The following is a 23,838-nucleotide window of genomic DNA, read 5'->3' as shown; positions in this document are numbered from 1 at the left end:
TTTGTATTCCGTTTAAGATAGCGGATGGAAAACCATGTTCTGTCAAAAGGATGGGTTCCTTCTAGTTCCAATTCTAGGTTTGATAACAACAGCGTCGGTAGAAATCAAATTATTCTCGTCTGAGTTCCTCATCTGCAAGGGCGCACACCTCTATAGAATTGGAAATCCTCGGTTCTGAGAAAGGTGTCTAACATCTTCTTTTGTGGTGAGCTAAGAATAGTAGACCCTGATCTGCTTGGACGATAACAGTAGTGAGAGGGTGTTGAAAACATGGACGTGGGGTGCAAATCACGTCCCCTGCCATGGTTGCTAGATGGCAGTGTCGAGCGGAGCGTGGTAGGTGCTAATGCTCGACTCGTACGTGTACCTCATCTCTCAACAAAAGTCTGCTCGCCTCGGTTAAGAGTAGCGATAGCTCAGAGGTATGAGAGATGTAGGCAAGGCCGTAGTGGACGAATAGACTACGAGGTAGACGAGATTCTAGATTGTATCCTTCGTTTTATGACTACGTGACATCTTGTAGGAACTGCTCTCATGTCTTGCTCGTTGGAGGAAAAACCAAAGAGGCATAGGTGTTCCACATGATTTTCCAAGTCCCAGAAAACCCTCTGGAAGTGGAGTCCCCGCTCCGAGTTCCAGAGGGAGACACGAACCTTGGGTAGTCCTGGGTGACAGTCGCTCGTGCCATAGCCGTTCTCACTGAACGGCCAGTTACTACTCATGAGATGGTCCTCCATAGTAATTCGCCGATTGAAAAGCTAGTAGCCTAGCCGATGGGTATCTATTGTATATTTCTAAAGCAGTTTTAGATAATTCTATACTAACGGAAGTAATTAGAGCTTTGGGACTGACGTGAGCAATAGGACGAATGCATTCACTGTCAATAGCGCAAGCACGAGCCACTGGAAAATTCGTTCTGGGATATGGTCAAAAATGTATACTCCAATCCAAGCTCCGAGGAATACCATCGGGATCGCGATTGCCGCCTCTATCATGAGTGGCATCGTTACAGCCCCCGTATATGTGAGACTTCCAAGTCGGTACAGCATGAGCGACCCAAAAAAGGCCGTAAATACTGCTTTCATTTCTTCGCCACTCCAAAATCCGCTTGCCGACATGAACGCACCGTAGATGATCATGGGCGGGCCGGGAACGGCTACAGCACCGCCGAAGATCCCGGCGAACAGACCTGCCGTTGCTCCGATGGCCTTTCCTGGCCGGTAGTCTCGCGCTTCAATCCAGTCCGTGACGACGTCAAGTTGTTGGGTTGCGCCGACGACGATAACGGCCAACACGAGGACGACGCCGTGGCGACACGCATCTGAACCCGGTTGAACTTGCTGAACACGTAGATGCCGAGCGGCATCCCGACGACCAAGCCGGCGATAGGAACAATCCACTTTCGCCAGTCGAATGCATCGCGAACACTCCACCAGACTCGGCCATTGCTCACAACGGCGGTCGCTGTGAAAATGATTGAAGCACTTGCAGGCGACCGAAACAACGGCATCAACCCCATCGACACTTGAGCGAAGCCGAATCCGGCGATTCCGTGAATAATGGATGCTAGCAGTATGACGACCGAAGAGAGACCAGTCACTATCCAGTCGATGCTCATCGATACACCACCGTCTCAACTATCTCGGGAACCATTGATCCGGCTACTCCTACATCGCCTATCTATACACCATTTGTTGTTCAGTATATAACGTGTAGTGGCCTATCATATGCGATAGCCAAAGCAAATATGACTTCCAGCGGTGATTTTTAACCCACTATCGATCGTTGACGGCCACTCAACCCTCTCCTTTCCTCTCTTTTGCTCCAGTACGAGTCTTGGGCAGCTTTTCGACTATTGCCCACAATCTATGAAACGTTAGCCGGTGTATCAGAAGTTACTCTCTATGAATCAGGACGCGTCCCCTATGGAGGAGTGGCGGTACCTCGACGGTAGCGAAGGCGAAAACGGTGACGGTACTTCAGATCCCGACCTCGTGTTCGCCCATGTCAGCGACTTGCACGGCCAGTTGACGCCGCGCCACCAGATTTACTACGACAACCCGAAATCGAAGCCCGACTTCGACTTCGGCGACGACGACCGAGTCATCAAACGCGGTGGAGGCGTTCCGATTCTCGCGGCCAAACTCGACGAACTCCGCGAGGATCACGAGGTCTGCACGCTGATGAGCGGCGATACGTTCCACGGGTCAGCGGTCACGACCTTCACCGACGGTCAGGCGATGCTCGACCCGATAAACGAACACATCGGACCGGACGTCTACGTTCCTGGCAACTGGGACTACTCGAACGAGGCTGCAGAAGACGGAAACTTCGTCGAACTAATGGACGGACTCGACGCTCCGGTCCTCGCCAACAATCTCTACGACTGGGAGACGAAGAACCGCCTGTACGACCCGTATGAGATCCTCGACGTTGGCGGACTCTCGGTAGGCGTCGTCGGCATGACGAACGTCTACGTCGACCGGATGGCTCCCGCGTTTTACGAGAAGAAGTACCGTTTCGGGAAACATCTGGCGCTCCTCGAAGAGTCCGCGAAGGACGCCCGCGACGATGGCGCGGATGTCGTCGTCGCCGTTACCGAAATCGGTCTTCCCTGGATAGTGCAAGCCGCCAAGGACTGTTCGAACGTGGATGTGATCTTCAGTGCGCACACCCACGAGTACACGCACGACCCGATCGTCGTCGAGGAAACGGAAACGGTCGTCGTCGAGTCCGGGATGGGTGAGGCCCTCGGTCGCGTCGACCTCCGAATCCACGATGGAGACGTGCAGTTCCGTCACCACCTCTACTGTCTCACCGAGGACAACGACCGGACCCCAGAGCCGGACTCGGAAGCTGCTGAGACGGTCGAAGCCGCACGCGCGTCCTTCTTCGAGGACGACCCGGCGTTCGAGCGCGGAGCCGGGACACTCGATCGTCCCTTGGACACAGTCGTCGGCGAGACGGAGACACCGCTCTACCGGCAATCGTTCCTGGAAAGCGCATGGAACACGCTCTTGAACGACGCCCTCCGCGAGCACTTCGGCGCCGATCTGGCCGTCTCGCACGGGTTCCGGTACGGGACCGCCATCCCGCCCGGTGAAATCACGCTCGAACAGCTGTACACGTTCTTCCCGATGGCGACGCCCGTCGCCCGCGGAGTCGCGTCGGCCAGCAAATCACCAGCCATATGGAAGACTTCCTCGTGGACAACTTCACGCCGTATCCGTACGACCAGGAGGATGGCCGCGTCCGAAACTACTCCTCGAACGTCGAGGTTACTCTCGACCCAACCGCCAAGCGCGGCCGCCGACTCGTGGAAATGCGCATCGATGGCGAACCAGTCGACCCCGAAGAGACGTATTCGGTGGCGACGTTCCGTCGCCCCGGCGATCCGGAACGCGACCTCGGCAATTGTGGCTTCCCGTTCCAGGACGTTTCAGTCGACGAGGGGACGATTCCAGTGGACGTCATCGCCGAGTATCTAACAGACCATTCGCCAGTCGACTACGAGGTGGCCGGATTGGTTGAGACGGCAGACGACGGCGGATGGGCACAGAATACGCCTGCTGACGGTCCGTATCCGTTCATCCAGCCGGGCGTCGATTATGAGAACGGAGATGCGTACTGCGAGACGGCCATGATTCCACGAGGCGACGCGTTCCCTGAAGAGGGTCGCAACCGCTATCGATAGTGTCGACCGCAGCGAAGTAAGAGAAGCTCAAAATGGTCGGGAGTAGATCTGTCATCGCAGCCTAGATCGATTCTCGATTGTCGCCGTTCATAGAGATTGCGAGGCGGATACCCCGACCCTTGAGGTCGGGGAGGAAGCCGACACTCGATGACACAAACAACACGCGATGGCAAGGCCGACTCCCCACCCCTTGAACAAATACTTTCAAGTATTACCAACGGTAATAATAAAGTATGGAGGTCGTCCGCAACATCCAGATAAAGCTCGACGTTCCCGAGGACGCTCACAACGTCCTCGATGAGACGTTCGAGCAATTCCAACAGGCGGCCCAGTACGTCGCTGACGCTGGATGGAGCGACGACCCCACAGAAATCGAGGACACCAAAAACACGCTCCACGACCAAACCTACACTGCTGTTCGGGAGCAGACCAGTCTGCAAGCCAGTCTCGTCCAATCCGCCCGCAACCTCGCCGCCGACGCGCTCGGCAATTGCAAAGACCGCATCCTCAACGACGGCAAGAAAGCCAGCAAACCCGAGTTCCGAGGCTCAGTTGTCGTGTACAACGGGCGTACCATCACCTATCACGACGACCACGTGACCCTCGCCACCGTGGACGACCGCGTGACCGCCGAGTTCGTCACACCCGAAGACGATGCGGGAACGCCCTTCTCGGAGTATTGGACGGACGACTGGGAGCGTAAGGAAGCCACCCTCCACAAGCGTGACGGCACGTACTACCTCCACGTCGCAGTTGAGAAAGAAGTCGAACCTGCTGATTCTGGCGATGAATCGACCGAGAACGGAGTGGTTCTCGGCGTCGATTTGAACGTGGATGGCTACCTTGCCGTCACCAGTACGGGAGCGTTCCTTGGCAATGCGGACTACCTCAACCACAAGCGTGACGAGTACGAGCGTCGGCGCGGGAACCTCCAGCAGACAGGCACTCGTTCCGCCCACCTCACCATCAAGAGCATCGGGTCACGGTTCGCTCGGTGGAGCGCGGACTACTTACACCGTGTCTCGAAGGCCATCGTTCGTGAAGCCGTTGAGAACGATTGTACGGCGATTGCGTTCGAGAACCTGAAACACATCCGCGAGCGCATCTCGAACGGCTCGAAGTTCCAGCAGTGGGCGTTCAAGGAACTCCAACGCCACGTCGAATACAAATCCGAAGAACACGGCATCGAGGTTGATGATGTCGCACCTGCCTACACGTCGCAGCGGTGCAGTCACTCGGAGTGTGGGTTCACGCACGAGGACAACCGTGACGGTGACGAGTTCGAGTGTCTGAAGTGTGGAAAAGAGCTACACGCCGACTATAACGCCGCTCGGAACATCGGGTGGCGTCTTGTCCAGCACTGGCTCAAGTCTGGTGCTGGACGGGCCACCAGTCAACTGGCCCTCAAGTCAGGGACGTTGAACGCGAACGGTCATTTCCGACCGACCGCCTTGCGCGGGTAGAGCGGGAGTCCACTGACAAGCCTCGGGGCTTGACTCCGAGGCGGTTGACCATACGGCGAAAACTTTGGATTCTGCCTTATAGTTTCTATGAAAATGCACGGTAGTAATTACACATGGTGAAAACACGCCCGTTTATTTATTTATCAGCGGTACGTCGACCCCGAGTTGATGAGAGACGCGAGTTATTTTGGCGTTCCCGATACTCACGAGTATCGAAACCAAGCCGCTAAGAGCGTCACAGCCGGCCACGAAACCATTCGAGCTATCCGCTGCATCTGAGATCCAGTCATGTCCTCGTATATACTGTCATTCAAACCAGCAATTGGATTGTACGGCCAACACGACCCAAGCGCGGCCCTGTTCGAAGATGGCAACCTCATTTATGCCGTGGAAGAAGAACGGCTTTCACGGCAAAAACACGCTATCAACACGTTCCCTCGGCGCGCCATCCGAGCCTGTCTCGACTACCGCGATCTCGATCTCGACGACATTGACCGGGTCATCCTCCCCTATCGTCCGACGCTCAGCAACAAGATACTCCGTCACTACGTCCAGAACGCCCTCTCCGTCGACGGCATGGCCTCGAAAATCGGAACGCTCGAAGAGGTACTGAAGACGCGATTCCGGTCGACATTCCGGCCGACAGCGGAAGTCGAATCCCGGCTCGCCGAGTTGGGGTCATCAGTGCCGCCCGTCGAAACGCGCTCCCATCACGCCTGCCATGCAGCGAGTGCGTTCCATCCCTCCGGCTTCGACGAAGCGCTCGTCCTCACTATCGACGCGAAAGGCGAGTACGACTCGACGGTCATCTGGAACGCCCATCCCGATGGCCTCGACCGTATTCGTACCTACGAGCATCCGAACAGTCTCGGCCTCTTTTTCGCAGTCATCACCAAGTATCTCGGCTACCGGATGTTCAACGGCGAAGGAAAAGTAATGGGGCTCGCTCCGTACGGCGAGGAAAACGAAGCTATCGAGTCAACTCTCCGTGAGGTGATTGATACCGGTGTCGACTACGATGTCACCGACCTTACCCAGCAATGGGGGACGGGATACGGTGTCGCTACGCTGGAGGAGCTCTTCGACCGTCCCGCTGTCGAAACACCGGGAGAGTTCTCTCAGTGGGAAAAGGATCTCGCATATACGGCACAGAAGCTGCTCGAGGAGACAGTCGTCGATATCACAGAAACATATGCACCACAGATCGGCGCTGGGAATGTCGGGCTCGCGGGCGGCGTTGTCCTCAACTGCAAGATGAACACTCGCGTGATGCAGGCGGACGGCGTTGAGGATGTATTCGTCCAACCGGTCGCCAACGACGCCGGTCTCGCGCTCGGCGCGGGCTGGATCACCCAGCATCCGGACTCCGTTCCACAGATGACGGACGTCTATCTCGGCCCGTCCTTTGACTCTGCCGAGGTTCGAGATCTCCTCGAAACGAACAAGATTCCCTTCGCCGAACCGGACGATCTCGAAGCGTACGTCGCCGACCGTCTCGCCGAAGGTGACCTCGTTGGCTGGTTCCATGGACGACTCGAACTCGGACCGCGCGCGTTAGGCAATCGCAGCATCCTCGCTGATCCCCGGTCGGTGGAATCGCGTGACCGCGTCAATCGCTTCGTCAAGCACCGCGAAGAATGGCGGCCGTTCGCTCCCTCGATGCTCGCGTCAACGGTGGACGACTATCTCGACCCGAGCCACGAGGCTCCATTTATGATTACGACCGCCTCGGTGCCGGAGGACCAGCGCGACGACCTTACGGCGGTTCTCCATCCAAGCGATCAGACGACTCGCCCCCAGACCGTCCGCCGCGAACAGAACCCTCGCTATCACCGCCTCATCTCTGAGTTCTACGACCGTACTGGCGTCCCAGCCGTGCTAAACACGTCGTTCAACGATCACGGCGAACCGATCGTGACGACACCAACGGAAGCGCTCAAGGACTTCTTCGGAATGGGGCTTGATCTCCTCGCGATTGAAGATATCGTCGTGACCAAGCCGAGTCACGAGGACTCGCCTACGCGGATGGAGGAAACACTAAACAAAATTACTTTATAAATTTATTTAATATTAATATCTAGCGATTACACGCTTAGCTGTCTCACCTACTGTGAATACGGGCATTCCGACATGAACCTTGACGGCGCACTCGTCGTTCGATGACCGTGTTCAGCTTTTCAGCCGAGCAGGTAGCGCGCCCACGGATAGCGTTCTACGAGCGGCCGCCCATCGAACTCGTACCGTTCGAGATAGGCGTCCAACCCGAGGATACGGCCTGCACCGAACGCTGCAACGGAGAGGAACACGAGCATGTACGCGAAGTCTCCGTTGATGTAGCCGTGAGCCACGTCCCAGTTCCCGAAGTAGAACATGAGCATCATGAACGCGCCGAAGAACGCCGCGAGGCGGGTGAACGCGCCGAAGATGAGTCCAAGCCCGATGAGGAGTTCGCCCCACGGGACGGCGACGTTCACGAAGTCGACAAACCACGGCGTGTTCCCCATCGCTACGAACAGGTCGGTGGCAGGACTGCCGGTGTTCGGGACTGCGCCAGTCAAGTAACCCGCAGCGTCGAAATTCCCTGCGAGGACCTTATCGAAGCCGCTCTGAAAGAATGCGAGTCCTATCATCAACCTGAGCGCGAGGATGAACCAGACGCTCAGCGTGTGAAGTTTCCCGCTCGCAGTAAATCCCGCAACCGTACTTCGTAGTTGGACTTCCTCCGATACCATGGTAGAACACGTTGTCACGGACGATGATAAAATAGCCGCCAGTTTTCGGGATACCTCGTGCTTAGATTCGTCAAATAGTCGGGTGAACAACTGAACGAGGGCCGTATCTTACAGATAGTTACGCCGTAACGAAATCCCTACTCGCTCGGCGTGCGCGAGGAGTTGGTCATTATTCGTTTGAGTTTCCTCACTGTCGAACGTATCGACGTCTCTGGCGGAGATGTAACCGATTCTATTTGTTCTTTGAAGAAGACGAGTTCCTTCTCGGTGTGGTCGTAGAGTTTCACCCTCCCGTCGAGGACATTTTCGAATAGCCACTTCAGTAGGTATCCTAGCTGGGAGTTCGGGAAGTCCATCCACACGGTGTGGGACATTCGAGTGCCGTCGTCGGTCTCTTCAAGCCGAATAGTGCCGCCTTCGGGAATCCGAACGGTGACCAACCCCCGGAGGAGGGGATAGTACGCCGTCCCCACCCAGACCGCCACATTCGGACGGTTAACGTAGGGGAACTGGCCATAGAGGTTGGCATACATACTGGCGACCGTCTCGCGTTGGTGAAACCTTGCGCCCTCGTGCGGTCGGTTGTCTGGCGTGTCGTATTCAAGGCCGTAGTGTTCCTCGGGGTTCGACGCCGTCCAGTGAGCTGGGTCGGTCACGTACTCCCATATCTCCTCGAGAGAAGCATCGATGACGATCTCTGCTTTGTCGGTGATATACATCGAATGGCCTCTGCTCTTCGTTTTAGCGAGCGAATACGTTGTACAGCCACGCGAAGGCGTATATGAAAGCAAAGCTAATGACAGCTGCCTCGATCATACCCGCCACGGTTCCGACGACAGTGGGTTCGAAGAAGAGATGCCACTGCTCCATCATTCTAACCGCGCCCTCGTAGACGCCGACCGCTCCGAATACACCGAGGAGAAACATAATGACGGAAGAAACGATTGCTGCAGCTCCAGCGAACGCCAGCGCGTCGAGTTTCACCGATTCGTGGGACGTCTCAGCTTCGTATTCGCCCCGATTGGTGGTCGTGGTGCTCATGGGTGAACATTCGTCATGCTGGTTCAATCGAATTTCGGCTCATAATCGAAAGTACTCGTTGCAGTGTCGATTCGAAGTGTGGTTACTCGAAGCAAAACGTGGAGCTGGCTTGCACATCTGAGAGCATTTCCGGATTAGAACCAACTGTATGAAGAAGGCAGGAAAACGACGTAATGTCTTCGGTCGCCTCTGAGGAGTAGTCTGAAAGGCCACTCATAATATTCGATACTTCTACTATGCATTCTATGCTGGAGTATAGGTCGAACAGACTAAATCCCCCATATTCTTAAGGGTAATTCACAAGACGGATGCCGACGAAGATCCAGACATGGAAACCACTCTCATCGACGGTGTTCTCGAATCGATACGGATTGGAGTCGGTTTCCTGTGGACCGCCGCGTGGGCGATTACGATGGGTCTCATGATCACCAGCCTTGTGCAGGTCTACGTCTCAAAAGAACGGATGGCACGGCTTCTCGGTAACGACAACCTCAGTGGACTTGCAAGAGCGACCATCTTTGGTGCCGCCAGTAGCGGCTGTAGCTTCGGCGCCGTCGCTATCGCTAAAGGACTGTTCAAGAAAGGGGCACACGTAGTCAACTTTTTTGCGTTCATGTTCGCCTCAACGAACCTCATCGTCGAACTCGGCTTGATGATCTTGCTCCTCCTCGGCTGGGAGTTTCTCGTGGCGGAACTCCTCGGGGGTCTCATTCTCATCGCGGTGATGGCGCTCATCGTGCGCGTAACGCTTCCCGAGTCGCTCTTCGAGGAAGTGCGGGAAGAACTCAACCAGCGCGACCACGAACACGGTATTACTGAGGATCCAACCTGCGGCATGGAGGGCAGAGACGAGTACTCGCTCGTCACCGACGGGGGTGAGACGGTGAAATTCTGCTCTGCTGGCTGCCTGGAGACCTACCAGCAGGAAGTTGCCAGTAGTGGGGGATGGCGCGACGAACTGTTGACGTGGGGCGGCTGGTATAAGCTCGGGAATCAGTACCGCAAGGAGTGGTCGATGATCTGGAAGGACGTCGTCGCCGGCTTTCTCATCTCCGGATTCGTCATCGTCTTCGTCCCCCAGTGGGTGTGGAGTCGGCTCTTTCTCCAAGGAGACAGCTTACTCGTAAGTGCCGAGAACGCGGTCATGGGCGTGACGATTGCCGTCGTCAGTTTCGTCGGCAGCATCGGGAACGTCCCGTTCGCCGTCGCCCTCTGGAGCGGCGGCATCAGCTTCGCCGGCGTCATTGCGTTCGTCTACGCCGATCTCATCACGATTCCGGTCCTGAACGTCTACCGCAAATACTACGGCTGGCACGTGATGATGTACATCCTCGGCGTGTTCTTCGTGACGATGGCGTTCACCGGCTTTCTCATGGAAGAGTTGTTCACCGCTCTCGGTATCGTGCCGAATCTCGCTGGCGGGGAGACGGCCACCGAACAGACGTATTTCGACCTCGATTACACCTTCTATCTCAATTTGGTCGCGTTCGCTCTCTCGGGGTTCCTCTTCTACGCCTATCGCCGAGGACTCGGCGCACCCGGCCAGTACCGCGACCCCGTGTGCGGAATGCGTACTGACGACGGTGGTCCGAGCGTCACGCGCGGTGACGAAACGTACTATTTCTGCTCGAAAGAGTGCAAGCGCTCGTTCGAGAGCGACCCCTCGAAGTTTTCGCGCAAAGACCCGCAGATTTCGGACGTCGGCGCGTCCCGGAGTCACGAACATCACTGACCGAAACGTCACGTAATCGTCGCGAATCAATGACTGCTGCAGTCGCCCCTCTCGCTCTTGCAAAATACATGACGTTGATCTGTAGACGGTACGTCAGGTTCTCACTCGTGCGGTTGCGGTAACTGGATTCCCGTCCTGCGTGTACGGCTTGTCTGTACCTGGGAATTCGAGCTGCCGATCGTCGTTAGCGTCGGTGTGGAGCATCGCCGTCAGCGGCTGTGGTGACCGCTGCTGTTGGGTCTGGGCCTGCATTTGTTGCATCAACTGGCGCATCTGCGTGTAGTCGTGCATCTGCTGACGCATCATGTGACGCATCTGGCCTTGTTCCGCCGATTCATCGGCGGCGTGCATCAGCATCTGTTGTTCACGCATGCTCGTCTGATTCATCAGTTGTGCCATCTGTTGCATCTGCGCTTGATGTTGCCCACTAGCCATCATCGCCTGCATCAACGCCTGCATCTGTTGACGATTCTGCATCTGCTGAAGCATGAGTGCCATCATCTGGTCCATCTGTGACTGGTTCATCATCCCGCCCATGTGGTGCCCCTGGGATTCATTCATGAGCTGCTGCATATCCTCGTGTGGCATCTGCTGGGCCCGCATCGCCATCATCGCTCCCTGTGACTGGGTCTGGTTCAGCAACTGCATCATCTCCTGCATCTGTGAATACTGAGATACCGTGTTGGGAGCCAGCTCAATCTCGACGTTCTTGTGTGTCCCTGGTTCGAGATAGTTCGACTGCCCGATGACAGCGCCGCTCTCGTTGTGAATGAGGATGAACCCCCCATTCGGTAGTGTTGCAGATGCGACAGTCACGGTCGTTCCGTTGACTGTCTGATCCTGGAAAGCAACCTGTGGCTCTGTATTTTGTTGCTGGTCTGCTTCTGCGATGTTCGTGGCAGCTCCAGCGGTAGCAATACCGGAACTCGCAACGATCAGCCCGACCGTCGCAAGTACCATCCACTGTCTCAGTGTCGTTGGTAGTCTCATTTCTATCCCCACCCAAGAGGACAGCAAGGATGACGAGAGAATCGTACTTAACGATACTGCCCCATCCGAAGTCCAGAAACCACGGATTCAATGGTATAAGTAATAATATATAAGAGATGATCAGAAGCAACTGTTCGACGTGGAAAGGCATGTGTCTGTCCTCAAGGCACCTCAGATGAAGCAGGAGAGCGAGTGTTTAGCCTCGTGGGGCGACTTACCTCATCGTCTGCCGTTCGAAACCAGCGGGTTGAGGCAAGCAGGAGACGGGAGGCCAAATCACGAGGAAGCGGGGTCACGCCCCGACGTAGTTCATTCCCTCGACGAGAAGTAATTAGGCGCTCGACGGACTACCGGTTCCGGGGAGGTCGCTGGCTCCCCAGTTATACCCGGCAAACAGCGTAATCATACTTCCGACGATCACGTCGTTCCAGAGGAGCGTACCGTCGATGCCGAAGACGAATGGGGCGGCGATCAACCACAGTCCAAGCACCGTATTCGTCGCAGCGCTCGCACGGCTAGCGGGGCGCCCGTTGGCTTCCCGGAAGTAGTTGTAGCCCGCGATAGTAGCAATCGACAGCCCCACGATCACGTCGTTCCACACGTCGACGCTTGGAGCCGACCAGAGAAAGGGGACGATGACTAGCTAGAGTCCGAGCAGGCCGTTAGTCCCAGCCATTCATTTGATGCTTCGACTGATACTCTGCGGTTCCGTTTCGGTCGTAGTTTCTGTCTCACTCATGCTGTAGTCTTAGTTACCACCTGGTACTTTTTCGTGATACTTGCTAACAGTCCAGTATTGTTTCCAGTATATATGGTCGAAATAAGATCGAGTGCGATAATTAACGGTATCATATTTTTCACTCCGCCTGGAGAGACCCAGATAGGGGAACCAAAGAATTAGTCCTCGTTGTCAGGGTTTAGAATCCAAGATTTAGACTGTATCGTTTCTGTCTAGATTGGCCGAGAAACACGATCTCTCGGACGCCGTGTTTCTCGTTGATGGCTACGGCTATCGGACTGCCCTCTTTCGAATTGGGTTGAGCGGTCGGCTCGACTACACAGAGCGAAACCTGATCGAAAAGTGGTTTCACACGCTCAAACAGCGGATCGACCGCTTCCATACGTCCTGGGTGGGCAGTCGGCCGAGCGTCCAGCGGTGGCTTGAACAGTTTGTGCATTACTATAACCGTCAGAGACCGCATCAATCGCTCAACAACCGAACGCCCGTCGAGGAGGAGCTAAACTAGACAGTGCCACTGTATCGAACGCCACTCTGAAAGGGGAAAACTGCCTAAGAGTGGAGCCTGTACTAGAAAACAGATATGACGACACGAACAGCCCATCTCGACATCACGGGGATGTCCTGTGCCAACTGCTCGTCGACGGTACAGGACTCCGTGGAACGTCTCGACGGCGTCTCAGAGGCGAACATCAACTTCGCCACCGACGAGGGATCGGTCGAATACGATCCCGACGAGGTGACGCTCCAGGAGATCTACGAGACGATCGACGAGTCTGGATACGGTGCAGTATCGGAAACGGTGAGCATCGGCATCACGGACATGACGTGTGCCAACTGTGCAGAGACGAACAAAAGCGCGCTGCGGGATACACCGGGCGTCGTCGACGCGGAGGTGAACTACGCGACCGACGAAGCACAGGTGACATACAACCCCGCAGATACGTCGCTCAGTGCGCTCTACGAGGCAATCGAGAGCGCAGGCTACACGCCTGTGCGTGAGGATGTGGGCAACGAATCCGGCGAAGACGCCCGCGACGCCGCTCGGCAAGCCGAAATCCGCCACCAATTCAGGCTAACGCTGTTCGGCGCAGCGCTCTCGGCCCCACTTCTCTTCTTCCTCGCCGAAAAGTTCCTTCTCGGCGGCGGAGTCGTCCCTGAAACGGTCTTCGGAATCGAGTTCGGATGGGTCGAGTTCCTGCTCGCGACCCCGGTACAGGTCATCCTCGGCTGGGAGTTCTACAAGAACTCGTACACGGCGCTCGTCAAGAACAAGCGCGCCAACATGGACGTTCTCATCGCGCTGGGGTCGTCCACGGCGTATCTCTACTCCGTCGCCGTGCTCGGGGGACTGATCGCCGGCGGTCTCTACTTCGACACCGCGGCGCTCATCCTCGTGTTCATCACGCTCGGGAACTACCTCGAAGCCCGTTCGAAGGGACAGGCCGGCGAAGCACTGCGAAAGCTCCTCGAAATGGAAGCCGAGACGGCCACGGTCGTCGACGAGGACGGGACCGAGGAAGAAGTCCCGCTCGAAGACGTCGAGACCGGCGACCGGATGAAGGTGCGTCCGGGCGAAAAAATCCCGACCGACGGGGTCGTCGTCGACGGCCAGAGCGCGGTCGACGAATCGATGGTCACCGGTGAGTCCGTCCCCGTCGAGAAGGAGGGGGGCGACGAGGTCGTAGGTTCCACGATCAACGAGAACGGCGTGCTCGTCGTCGAGGCGACGAAGGTGGGTGAGGACACGGCGCTCCAGCAGATCGTCCAGACGGTCAAGGAGGCCCAGTCCCGCCAGCCGGACATACAAAACCTCGCCGACCGCATCTCTGCGTACTTCGTGCCCGCCGTCATCGGCAACGCTCTCTTCTGGGGTGTCGTCTGGTTCCTCTTCCCCGAGACGCTCGCGGGATTCGTCGAGTGGCTACCGTCGTGGGGACTCGTCGTCGGCGGGCCGACCGTCGCCGGAGGGACGGTTTCGGTCTTCGAGTTCTCCGTCATCGTCTTCGCCTCGGCCGTACTCATCGCCTGTCCCTGTGCACTGGGACTCGCGACACCCGCGGCAACGATGGTCGGAACCACGATCGGCGCACAGAACGGCGTATTGTTCAAGGGCGGTGACGTCCTGGAACGAGCCAAGGACGTCGACACGGTCGTCTTCGACAAGACGGGGACGCTCACCGAAGGAGCGATGGAGCTGACGGACGTCGTCGTCTTCAACGACGAGGACCAACCGGTCGCGGACGGCGGTGACGCGACGGTAGACAGTACAGTGGACAGTGGACGACCCGTCACTCAGGACTTCCTCTCCGAGGACGACGTTCTCCAACTTGCGGCTTCCGCCGAGAGCGGAAGCGAGCATCCACTTGCCCGTGCGATCGTCGAGGGCGCCGAGGAACGCGGAATCGACGTGATCGATCCCAATGACTTCGAGAACGTCCCCGGCCACGGAATTCAGGCGACGATCGAAAACAGCGAGGTGCTGGTCGGGAATCGCAAACTGCTGCGTGACAACGGGATCAACGCTGATCCCGCTGAGGAAACGATGGAACGGCTCGAAAACGAGGGCAAGACCGCGATGCTGGTCGCCTACGAGGGTGAACTGGTCGGCGTCGTCGCCGATGCCGACACGATCAAAGAGAGCGCGAAGGACGCCGTGCGCCAACTGCAGGAGCGCCGAGTCGACGTGATGATGATCACGGGCGACAACGAGCGAACCGCCCGCGCCGTCGCCGAGCAGGTCGGCATCGACCCGGAGAACGTCCGCGCGGAGGTCCTCCCGGAGGACAAGTCCGACGCCGTCGAGGCTATTCAGGACGAAGGACGTAAGGCGATGATGGTGGGTGACGGCGTCAATGACGCGCCCGCCCTCGCCGTCGCGTACGTCGGCACGGCCATCGGCTCGGGAACTGACGTTGCGATTGAAGCAGCCGACGTGACGCTGATGCGCGACGATCCGCTCGACGTGGTAAAAGCCATCCGTATCTCGGATGCCACGCTCTCGAAGATCAAGCAGAACCTCGTCTGGGCACTGGGCTACAACACGGCGATGATTCCGCTGGCGTCGCTTGGACTGCTGCAACCCGTGCTCGCGGCCGGCGCGATGGCGTTCTCTAGCGTGTCAGTCCTCACGAACAGTCTGCTGTTCCGCAAATACACGCCCGATCACGACTACAAACTCTTGGGCTGGATTCGCTAATCCTCCAGTATGTCTGATATCACTCGTCAAGCGGTTCGTGAGTACATTGTTACGACGGCCGATGCTGAACCGACCTATCTTCGAGCCCGCGAAATCGCGAGTGAGCTCGACTCCTCGCCGAAGGCTGTCGCACAGTATCTTCGACAGTTACAGGACGAATTAGGAGAGGTATCGATCGAACAGTGGGGTCGATCGAAGAGTACGACGTGGCGGATCAAGAAAGCTAGGGCGTAACTCCCCACCGAGTCGGGTATCGAGACAGCGTTCTAAGCAGTGGATCATATTTTCACGTCGTGTTCGTCATCTCGTTTGACAACACACATCGGAGAGGTTCATCACATATACACCTTCTTACTATGCGGGGGCTAAGATCCGTTCTTTATAACACCCACAGCTTACATTACAACACTATATCTGTAATAGGCGCAAGCAGCTTATCTCTTGGGGAGTGGGACTACTAATGCATTAGCCAAGGTTCGGTTTTTAACGCCATATTTTGCAGGAAATGACTGAATTGGCCCACATAGCCTGTGGGAGCAGCGCCTCAGATAATAAGGCTCAATGTCTATAAGTAGTGTCCCTGCGCTAAATTGCTGTCGTATATTGAGTATCACGACTATTAACTTCCCGTGCCGTCGTACTCCCATCGATTAGTGTACGATTCGGCCAATCGTCGTCGAATCCCGGGCGTGGTAACGAGACGAGTGAGTAATCTCGGTCGCTGAAGAATGCGCTGATAGACTCGCCATGGATGTCGAGTCACGACATCGACAGTCAGACCATCGACTGCCGCTGCAACTTGAGCAACTAGCTGGACGTCATCGGTTTCCTCTAGAACGCCTCGCATCAACGTTGCTAGACGGTACTCCGACTTCATCTGTTCATACAGCCGCTGTGGATACTCGTGTTCGTGGTCCTCCTGGACCAATCTTGCAAGGAAATATGACGAACGGATCGCTTGACAAATGCCCTCGCCTTGGTACCGATTGGCGATGCCGGCGGCATCACCGACGAGGAACACACCCTGTTCGGGATAGGTGAGTTGGGGATCGAGATTCGGACCTTGCGGAATCGTATCTGCGTTGATATCCTTACGGTCAGGTCGTGGAGCGTTCGCTCGGTCGCAAGCGTTCCAGAAGGCTTCTACATAATTATCGGGACGCTCATCACCAGCCCATCCGATTCCGACGTTCGCACGAGTTTCCGTTTTTGGAAAGCACCACCAGTATCCTACGTACCCCTCGAAAACGATTCGGGGACGATGGAGAGACGCAGAAAAGTCGCCTCTAACGTCAGCGTTGAGGGCGAACATACTGCCGGTGTAATTGTTGGTTTGGTTTGCTGCCTTGGTCGTGAGCGACGGGTAGCCCGTTGCATCGACCACGTAGTCATACGCTTTGACGAAGTCCCAATACCGTTCGATCGAGATATTGACGTTGTCACGGACATCGACTGCGGGACCCTCCTCGCCGTTGGCTAGTCGCTCGGCCCATCGACGCTCGATGACGTTCCTATCAGTGATATAACCGCACCCGACGTCGATAGTCGATTCAGTAATAGGTGCCTCGCTCCCGCGGTCTGTGGTGGCATAGATTTCGAGATTGAACTGCTTGACGCGATCCAAAAACCCGTTCTCGGCCGTCTCCTCAAGGGGAACGAGGGACGCTTCGTTGATGGCCTCCCCGCAGTTAACTCGTTTATCGTCGTAGGATTGGCGCTCAAACAGAGTTACGTCTGCAAACTCTCGAAAGCGTTCTGCAGCCGCAAGACCCGCAACCGCGCCACCCAGCACTGCGACCGCCGGTCTCTCCAGTGCACCCCCTTGTAAATTCGTCATGGGATGTCTCTCATTATGAGCGCAAGAGGGCTATGTCTTTTCCCACACTTTCGCACGATAACAACTGAGTAGCAGTTATTCATAGATCGTCGCCATCGAATTTAGCAGGTGGAACAAACCAATGTATCGGTATGAAATACGCCTCGGATCAGGCTCCATGATATTCGCTTAATAGCCTGTGAGCAGTGTGAGTGAAAAAGATATTCGTTCAATGCTTCTCGTCTGATAAAGCAGGAGGGAAACCGTGGCGAGAATCGGTCCGAGATTCGATAGTCCTCTATTATCACGGTACAAGTCCTTGGTTGGAATCCGAATTATGTCATTCAAATTGAGGCAGATGTTTTTATATACTGGCGTAGTACGGCCGTTGCTATGGCCTCCGAACGAACTGACCTAGGGATGACTGCTCGGAAGCTTGCTCAGACAGAGGTGGTCAGTGTCACTCCGGACGCGTCGATTACTGAAACTGGCCAGACGATGCTCGACCAAACCGTTGGTAGCGTCCTCGTAATGGAAGATGACGAGGTCGTCGGTATCGTTACAGATCGAGATATAGCCGTCAAAGTCGTCGCCGAGGCCGGCTCGTCAAGTCTTGCCCGAGAAGATGTCGATCTGGACACGCTCACTGCACGGGATGTGATGACGACGGATCCCATCTCAGTCGAGGCGGACGCGAAAATCCAGCGAATCTTACGGGCGATGAACGATGCTCACGCCCGCCGCATACCAGTTCTCGAGGACGATCACCTCGTCGGCATTGTCGCGTTCGACGACCTCGTCCTTCACCTCGCAGGGGAGTGCACCCATGTCTCTGCGCAACTTGATAGCCTCGCAGAAGTCATCCATTCCGAGTCACCCCCAAATTAAGGTGAGTTATCCACGTATTATCGTGGCTGCAATGCTGTATCTGACGTTTTCGATACGCCATGGACTAGCTCAGGGTTCGCTGAAGGGACGTTCAATCCCAGTTCGAAAGTACAGAGTGCTTGAGTTGCGTGTACGATAGATAAGCCTGGCCGACTCACCTGAGCAAGAGTAAAGACTCTCACGCGCGTTCTTGCATTACGAGTACTATGGGGGGAATGAGTCTCTGGTCGTTCAATCCGGGTGTGCTGTTTTTCGTTGTATTCGGCTTCGCAGTTGGCATCCTCTTCGGATTCTTTGGCCTCGGCGGGAGCTTCTTCGTCACACCAGCGCTACTCGTGCTCGGCCATCCTGTCGAAGCAGCAGTCGGCTCTGGGCTAGTATTCGTCTTCGGAACGTCGGTGACCGCCGTTGTCACTCATCGTCGCCTAGGCCATATCGACTACAAACTGGGAGTTATCCTCATCGTCGGTATGGCGACAGGATTGGGAGTCGGGAAACGACTCCTCTTCGAACTCTCCGATATTGGACTCGCGAACTTCGTGATTAGCGTCGCGTACGTCGGGTTGCTGGCGGCAGTTGGACTATTCGTGTTACGAGACGCCCGTACGGTTACTCCCGAAGACGACGACGTGGTCGACGCGACCCCGTTACGACGGATGGGCGCTATTCGAATCCCGCCGATGCTGTCGTTCAGTGGCGGTGTCACTGCGTCAATGTGGGTGGTGATAGGAATCGCTTTTGCGACGGGAATCCTGGCTGGCCTTCTTGGCGTCGGCGGCGGCTTTCTCGTCCTACCAAGCCTGATGTATGGACTGACACTGCCCGAGACGATCGCGGTCGGAACCGATATCTTCCAAATTGCGGTTTCGAGCGGCTACGGGGCGTTCCTCTATGCGCGGGCAGACGCAGTTCATCTCTCGGTCGTTCTCCCCCTGCTCGGTGGTAGCGTCCTCGGGGCATCGCTTGGCTCGCGGTTGACGGAGTACATCGTTGCGGCAAAGTTCAAGGAATACTTCGCACTGATCTTGTTAGTCGATAGCCTCGCGGTAGCGAGTAAAGTAGTTAGCCACACGTACGGCGTCTTTTCCCTTCATGTCCTCAGTATCGTTCTCCTTTTTGGAACCGCATTGGTCATGAGTGTCGTCATCATCTCCTTTGGTATTCGGAATTTAACCTATCAGTCAGATCGTCAGTGAGACGATGCCTGAGAGAATGCATATAAAATAATTATATATTATATATTCCTATTTATACAGATGGGATAGATTGGACCGCAACCAAGTACCCTTTTCCAATGCTCTTGAGCAGATCAAAGATAGTCGATACTGCTTTCTGCTTGGCAGTGGTAGTCTTCTCCATGACCACAGCAAGCCAGAACGATTCATGGTTGCGGCTCATCGTTGTGATACTCGCGATCATCCTGCTCGCACCGATGCTAATGATGGTCTTCGCATTCCCGATAATGGGTGGCTGGATGATGGGACCCGGATATGGAGGACAAATATCAGTCTGGGGCTGGGGAATGATGCTTGTCCCGTTGCTGTTCGTTCTCGGTTTTGGGTACGTCCTCTATCGAGCACTCACTGGAGAGAATTCCGGCAATGATGCTGCACTCGAAGAACTACGTATGGCCTACGCCCGTGGCGACATCTCCGAAGAAGAATTCGAGTCCCGTCGCGAACAACTCCAGTCAGAACGGTAGCGTCAAACCGCACTCCGTCTCAGGAGTAGAAACGACGTCTCGACCAGATTTCTATTTGCGAGGCTATTCTGTTATCAAGAGAAACGTTAGAATGACTACTAACAGCGTCTGTACGGCCTTGTCGAACAGACCGAGTCGAAGGTACGGCAGTCCCATCTCGAACCAGAGAATGATCTGTGCGATGGTGTACGGAACGCCCAGTGCGTACAGCCAGCGCCGCTGTACATCGAGTGCGAACAACGCGACGCCACCGAAGAAACCAGCGCCCGCAAGGAGAAGTGGGATGCCGCCGTACCCTAGTCCCTTGTATATGTGAATCGACCCAGTGATAACGGTAAGAACAAGTGCGATACCCTGCACCGTGCCGATACCGTTCCCTCGAGAGAGAACCTGCTCGGTCGTCGTCATCGGGGCCCTCCTGTACTTTTGAGTGCCGTTCTCGTTTGCTCGTTGAGGTCCGCCAGTTTCGTCTGAGCACGCGATGGAAGCGACCGCGACGGTGGTTGCAACCCTGGTTGGTTCGATACGTCGGGATTCCCGACGACGACGCTTCCGATCATTCCCATCGGTTCGTGTGGTGGACAATAATAGTCGTAGACGCCTTCGACATCAAACGTATGTGAGAATTCGCCGCCTGTCAGTGCACCACTGTCCCACGGTTTCGCACGTTTTGGAATCCGATTCGGCTTCCCGTGATTCGATGGATGGTACGCGACAACGGCATGGCGGCCGGACTCGTCTTTCCACGTCACCGTCCCACCCTTCTTTACGTGGACAATGTGCGGATGGAAGTGGTTTCGATTCTTGGTGAAGTACTTTGAGAGGCTCATCCCCCCGGTGAGTACGTCCAGAATACTTCCATTGGTGTTCATGGCCACTGTCGCGTGAGCCGTCGGCTCACTAATCCCGCCACTATGTCCCTGGCCACTCCCACCGCCATGCCCGTCGTTGTGGCCATGGCCTGATTCTTGTTCACGTTCGGTCGTTTTCGAGTGACCATTGTCCGTGGTCTGACCGGACCCGTGGCCGTGACCACTCATGGTTGTGGTCTCGGTATGATGGCCTGTTTCAGTAGTACCGTGTCCGTGACTTTCGCTGTGGGTAGTCGCTGCCGTCGTGTTACGATGGCTCGTTTCGGTGGAACCATGTCCGTGGCTATCGTTGTGAGTGGTCGTTGTCGTCTCGCCATCGTTCGCGCCAACACCCGTTACGCCGATCGCAGATAGAGTTGCAACGCCTGCGACTTTCAATACGGTTCGTCGGTGCGGTGGTTTCTTCCGTGCCATTGTTCGTTCCAACATACTTCGATCGGAGCCAAAAGTGTCCGGAGTGTTTTCACTGGATTTAATCGGCAGAATATTTTAAGTAGTACAGAAACATTATATACTATGTAGTACATGGGAGAGAAAGAGAAGATCGTGATCAAACTACCCTGTAGCTGCTAACACGCATTTCTGATCTCAAAGCATATAACAGTCGACACCGTACCGACAAAAGACGGATGGCGGGACTGCTCACACGTCTTCAGCAGACCGAGCGAGCGTCCAGGTCACCGGTATCGCCTTGGATGGCGCGTCTCGCACGGGTCGGAACCGGAGGCTTCGGTGTCGCGGTCGGACTTATCCTGCTCGCCTTCCTCACGAATATACAGCCGTTTCCGTACTACGAATGGGCCACACTCCCAACAACGGTACTTCCCTCCCAGCCTCGTCTCGGTCACTACCCCGTCTCTCTCACGCTCGGACTCTGGCTCTGGGAGTTTACCTTTCCATTCGTCCTGATCTTGATAGCCGATCGCTACGCCCTCGGATCCAAACAAGGGCGTGCACTCATGTTCATCCTTGTACCCGCCATCTACGCCCTCGCCTTTCACCTCTACTGTCGATTCATCTTCCCACAGCCCGACCCGACGGCATGGGAACCTGCAGTGACAGCAGTCTGCTATTTCTACTGCCAGACATACACCCTCTCGTGGAGCTATATCACGATCGGGACTGCTATTCTGGGACTTCTGGTAGCCGCTACGCCAGCAAAGAAGACGATCGGATGGTACGCTCTCGTCATTTTCGGAATTCTCACGTTCCCACTCGGAATCGCACCGCTGTATGAGGCTGCTGTACGCCGAGAACAGTCATCACATCGTGCATCGATCGGCAACCCAACGTAGACACGCCCTTTTTCGAGACGAGAGCGAAGACATCGCATCGACTAGTTCACAGAATGGTCTGCAACAGCAGCCACCATCGAGAAACCACCTGCTCGAATCATCCTCCCCGAGATGGTGATGTCAGACGTACTCGACGACGCGCGCCATGCCCGACTCCAGGTGGTAGAGGTTGTGGCAGTGGAACAGCCAGTCGCCGGGGTTGTCCGCCAGGAAGTCGAACGTCACCGTCCCCATGTGACCCGGTACGACGACCGTGTCCTTCATCGCGTCACCGACCCGGAAGAAGTGCCCGTGCAGGTGCATCGGGTGGAGCACCGGACTCCGGTTCGTCATCCGGACACGCACGTGCTCACCCTCACGAATCTGCAGCGGATCGGCGTCCGGATACGCCTGTCCGTCGATGAGCCAGCCGTACGATCCACCCATCGCAGGCGACAGCGTCAAGTCGAACGTTCGGTCCGGACTCCCACGAAGTTTTTCCGGAATCCGCTTTGCGTGCAAATCGCTGTATTCGAGCGTTCGACCCCACGAGTCGAGCTGCGTCGGCGACGCCGACGCGTCACCGGACTGAAGCACGGCACGGGCCGGGCGTTCGTTCGCATCGAGCGCCTGCCCTCGAATCTCCCACGCACCCGAGTTAGTCACTTCCACGACGGCGTCGTACCGCTCGCCGGCGCCAAAGACGAACGAGTCGACGGTCACGGGGTCGACCGGACGCCCGTCAGCGTGTGAAATCGTCAGTTCGTGTCCGGCGACGCCGACCCGGAACGCCGTCGCGCTGCTCGCGTTGATAAAGCGCAGGCGGACGCGCTCACCCTGCTTCACGTCGAACGTGGCCGGGTCCGTCGGAAGACGACCGTTCACGAGCAGGCCTGCATACGGTGGGCGTCGGTCGCCCATCATTCCGCCGTTGCCCATCCCACCGCCACGTCCTCCGCCACCGGGTCCCCCGCCGCCCATACCACCACCGCCCATTCCACCACCGCCGCCCATGCCTCCCATACCACCGCCGCCACCACCGTTCGACGAATCGCCGAGCGGTTCGGGCGGTTGGGTCAGATAGTCGTCGAACAGGAGCGTGTACTCGCGGTCGTACTCGACGTGCGGCGATTCTTCCTCTATTATGAGCGGTGCGTACAGTCCACGGTCGAGTTGGAGACCGACGTGGCTGTGATAGAAGTACGTCCCCGGCGGTTCGGCCCGGAACTTGTACGTGAACGTCTCGTCGGGCTGGACTGGCTTCTGAGTCACCCCCGGAACGCCGTCCATCTGATTCACGACGGGGAGGCCGTGCCAGTGTATCGTCGTCCCCGCCGAGAGGCGGTTCTGTAGGTCGACGCGGACGACGTCGCCTTCGCCGACGCGAAGTTCCTCACCGGGAAACGCACCATCGTACAGCCAGTTTCGCGCCGACGTATCGGCTGGCGACACCTTCCCGGAAGTCGCTGTCAGCGTCTTTCGTGTGTTTGCCTGCCCTGAAACAGTTGTTCGTGAGGCAGCTGAGTTTTCGTTGCTGTCTGGTTGTGAGCTGGAGTTGGAGGCACAGCCGGCGAGACTCCCGATTCCGACAGTTCCGAGACTATGGAGGAGAGCACGTCGTGAGATATGCCGATCGGTCATTGGTCGTCGTATGAGCTGGATACTTATAAAGTACAGTAATGGGTATATTGTACAC

The 23,838-nt window shown here is 56.4% G+C and carries 19 protein-coding genes and 3 pseudogenes; 11 read left to right on the top strand and 11 right to left on the bottom strand.

What is annotated here, in order from left to right; all coding sequences use genetic code 11:
* Positions 1–833: 833 nt before the first annotated feature.
* The gene (locus tag ACRYA2_RS23365; protein WP_433633584.1) at positions 834–1,292 is read right to left on the bottom strand and encodes a TSUP family transporter; all 459 of its coding nucleotides are present in this window, start codon (positions 1,290–1,292) and stop codon (positions 834–836) included.
* An 80-nt stretch (positions 1,293–1,372) separates the two neighbouring features.
* Positions 1,373–1,618, bottom strand: a pseudogene (locus ACRYA2_RS23360) (sulfite exporter TauE/SafE family protein); the annotation flags it as partial.
* A 286-nt stretch (positions 1,619–1,904) separates the two neighbouring features.
* Between ACRYA2_RS23360 and ACRYA2_RS23355 the strand changes: the two are divergent.
* The 3 genes and pseudogenes from ACRYA2_RS23355 (at position 1,905) to ACRYA2_RS23345 (ending at position 7,215) form a co-directional block, all read left to right on the top strand.
* A pseudogene (locus ACRYA2_RS23355) lies at positions 1,905–3,694 on the top strand (5'-nucleotidase C-terminal domain-containing protein).
* Positions 3,695–3,927: 233 nt separating this feature from the next.
* Positions 3,928–5,157 (top strand): RNA-guided endonuclease InsQ/TnpB family protein, encoded by a 1,230-nt coding sequence (locus tag ACRYA2_RS23350; RefSeq protein WP_433633582.1) that lies wholly within the window; start codon positions 3,928–3,930, stop codon positions 5,155–5,157.
* 288 nt (positions 5,158–5,445) lie between these two features.
* Entirely contained in the window at positions 5,446–7,215 is a 1,770-nt protein-coding gene (locus ACRYA2_RS23345; RefSeq protein ID WP_433633580.1) for a carbamoyltransferase family protein, read from the top strand.
* 119 nt (positions 7,216–7,334) lie between these two features.
* On the opposite strand, the gene ACRYA2_RS23340 is transcribed toward ACRYA2_RS23345, so the two are convergent.
* The 3 genes from ACRYA2_RS23340 to ACRYA2_RS23330 form a co-directional block, all read right to left on the bottom strand.
* Entirely contained in the window at positions 7,335–7,889 is a 555-nt protein-coding gene (locus ACRYA2_RS23340; protein WP_433633578.1) for a DoxX family protein, read from the bottom strand.
* A gap of 137 nt (positions 7,890–8,026) precedes the next feature.
* Complete coding sequence (locus ACRYA2_RS23335) at positions 8,027–8,608, bottom strand: SRPBCC family protein (RefSeq protein ID WP_433633576.1); 582 nt, start codon at positions 8,606–8,608, stop codon at positions 8,027–8,029.
* A gap of 22 nt (positions 8,609–8,630) precedes the next feature.
* Positions 8,631–8,930 carry a hypothetical protein gene (locus ACRYA2_RS23330; protein ID WP_433633574.1) on the bottom strand — a complete coding sequence of 100 codons (300 nt, stop codon included), beginning with the start codon at positions 8,928–8,930 and terminating at the stop codon, positions 8,631–8,633.
* A gap of 328 nt (positions 8,931–9,258) precedes the next feature.
* Here ACRYA2_RS23330 and ACRYA2_RS23325 point away from each other — a divergent pair, with 328 nt between their 5' ends.
* Positions 9,259–10,662, top strand: coding sequence for a permease (locus tag ACRYA2_RS23325; protein ID WP_433633572.1), 1,404 nt, complete (start codon positions 9,259–9,261; stop codon positions 10,660–10,662).
* 93 nt (positions 10,663–10,755) lie between these two features.
* Here ACRYA2_RS23325 and ACRYA2_RS23320 read toward each other — a convergent pair whose 3' ends face one another.
* Together ACRYA2_RS23320 and ACRYA2_RS23315 are read right to left on the bottom strand one after the other, a co-directional pair.
* Entirely contained in the window at positions 10,756–11,622 is an 867-nt protein-coding gene (locus tag ACRYA2_RS23320; RefSeq protein ID WP_433633570.1) for a DUF7282 domain-containing protein, read from the bottom strand.
* A gap of 361 nt (positions 11,623–11,983) precedes the next feature.
* Positions 11,984–12,289 carry an SPW repeat domain-containing protein gene (locus tag ACRYA2_RS23315; protein WP_433633606.1) on the bottom strand — a complete coding sequence of 102 codons (306 nt, stop codon included), beginning with the start codon at positions 12,287–12,289 and terminating at the stop codon, positions 11,984–11,986.
* A gap of 304 nt (positions 12,290–12,593) precedes the next feature.
* On the opposite strand from ACRYA2_RS23315, the pseudogene ACRYA2_RS23310 reads away from it, so the two are divergent.
* The 3 genes and pseudogenes from ACRYA2_RS23310 to ACRYA2_RS23300 all read left to right on the top strand — a co-directional run.
* Positions 12,594–12,899, top strand: a pseudogene (locus ACRYA2_RS23310) (integrase core domain-containing protein); the annotation flags it as partial.
* A 75-nt stretch (positions 12,900–12,974) separates the two neighbouring features.
* A complete protein-coding gene (locus ACRYA2_RS23305) occupies positions 12,975–15,590 on the top strand; it encodes a heavy metal translocating P-type ATPase (RefSeq protein WP_433633567.1) in 2,616 nt (871 codons plus the stop codon).
* A 9-nt stretch (positions 15,591–15,599) separates the two neighbouring features.
* The gene (locus tag ACRYA2_RS23300; protein ID WP_433633565.1) at positions 15,600–15,824 is read left to right on the top strand and encodes a DUF7123 family protein; all 225 of its coding nucleotides are present in this window, start codon (positions 15,600–15,602) and stop codon (positions 15,822–15,824) included.
* A gap of 385 nt (positions 15,825–16,209) precedes the next feature.
* On the opposite strand, the gene ACRYA2_RS23295 is transcribed toward ACRYA2_RS23300, so the two are convergent.
* Positions 16,210–17,427 (bottom strand): NAD(P)/FAD-dependent oxidoreductase, encoded by a 1,218-nt coding sequence (locus ACRYA2_RS23295; RefSeq protein ID WP_433633563.1) that lies wholly within the window; start codon positions 17,425–17,427, stop codon positions 16,210–16,212.
* Between the two features lie 372 nt (positions 17,428–17,799).
* Between ACRYA2_RS23295 and ACRYA2_RS23290 the strand changes: the two genes are divergently transcribed.
* The 3 genes from ACRYA2_RS23290 to ACRYA2_RS23280 all read left to right on the top strand — a co-directional run bounded on the left by ACRYA2_RS23290 (position 17,800) and on the right by ACRYA2_RS23280 (position 19,996).
* Positions 17,800–18,294 carry a CBS domain-containing protein gene (locus ACRYA2_RS23290; protein WP_433633561.1) on the top strand — a complete coding sequence of 165 codons (495 nt, stop codon included), beginning with the start codon at positions 17,800–17,802 and terminating at the stop codon, positions 18,292–18,294.
* A 215-nt stretch (positions 18,295–18,509) separates the two neighbouring features.
* On the top strand, positions 18,510–19,490 hold the full coding sequence (locus tag ACRYA2_RS23285; protein WP_433633559.1) for a sulfite exporter TauE/SafE family protein: 981 nt from the start codon (positions 18,510–18,512) through the stop codon (positions 19,488–19,490).
* Between the two features lie 161 nt (positions 19,491–19,651).
* Positions 19,652–19,996 carry an SHOCT domain-containing protein gene (locus tag ACRYA2_RS23280; RefSeq protein WP_433633557.1) on the top strand — a complete coding sequence of 115 codons (345 nt, stop codon included), beginning with the start codon at positions 19,652–19,654 and terminating at the stop codon, positions 19,994–19,996.
* A gap of 63 nt (positions 19,997–20,059) precedes the next feature.
* On the opposite strand, the gene ACRYA2_RS23275 is transcribed toward ACRYA2_RS23280, so the two are convergent.
* Together ACRYA2_RS23275 and ACRYA2_RS23270 are read right to left on the bottom strand one after the other, a co-directional pair.
* A complete protein-coding gene (locus ACRYA2_RS23275; protein WP_433633555.1) occupies positions 20,060–20,404 on the bottom strand; it encodes a DUF7475 family protein in 345 nt (114 codons plus the stop codon).
* The gene (locus ACRYA2_RS23270; RefSeq protein WP_433633604.1) at positions 20,401–20,826 is read right to left on the bottom strand and encodes a cupredoxin domain-containing protein; all 426 of its coding nucleotides are present in this window, start codon (positions 20,824–20,826) and stop codon (positions 20,401–20,403) included. The genes ACRYA2_RS23275 and ACRYA2_RS23270 overlap by 4 nt, the downstream gene beginning before the upstream one ends.
* A 671-nt stretch (positions 20,827–21,497) precedes the next feature.
* On the opposite strand from ACRYA2_RS23270, the gene ACRYA2_RS23265 reads away from it, so the two are divergent.
* Positions 21,498–22,163, top strand: a complete 666-nt coding sequence (locus ACRYA2_RS23265; RefSeq protein ID WP_433633553.1) for a hypothetical protein — start codon at positions 21,498–21,500, stop codon at positions 22,161–22,163.
* A 120-nt stretch (positions 22,164–22,283) separates the two neighbouring features.
* Here the strand turns inward: ACRYA2_RS23265 and ACRYA2_RS23260 are convergent, their stop codons facing one another.
* Entirely contained in the window at positions 22,284–23,783 is a 1,500-nt protein-coding gene (locus ACRYA2_RS23260; RefSeq protein ID WP_433633551.1) for a multicopper oxidase family protein, read from the bottom strand.
* Positions 23,784–23,838: the final 55 nt, after the last annotated feature.

This window comes from Halomicrococcus pelagicus (genome assembly GCF_050954125.1).
This window is presented reverse-complemented; position numbering and strand designations above follow the sequence as displayed.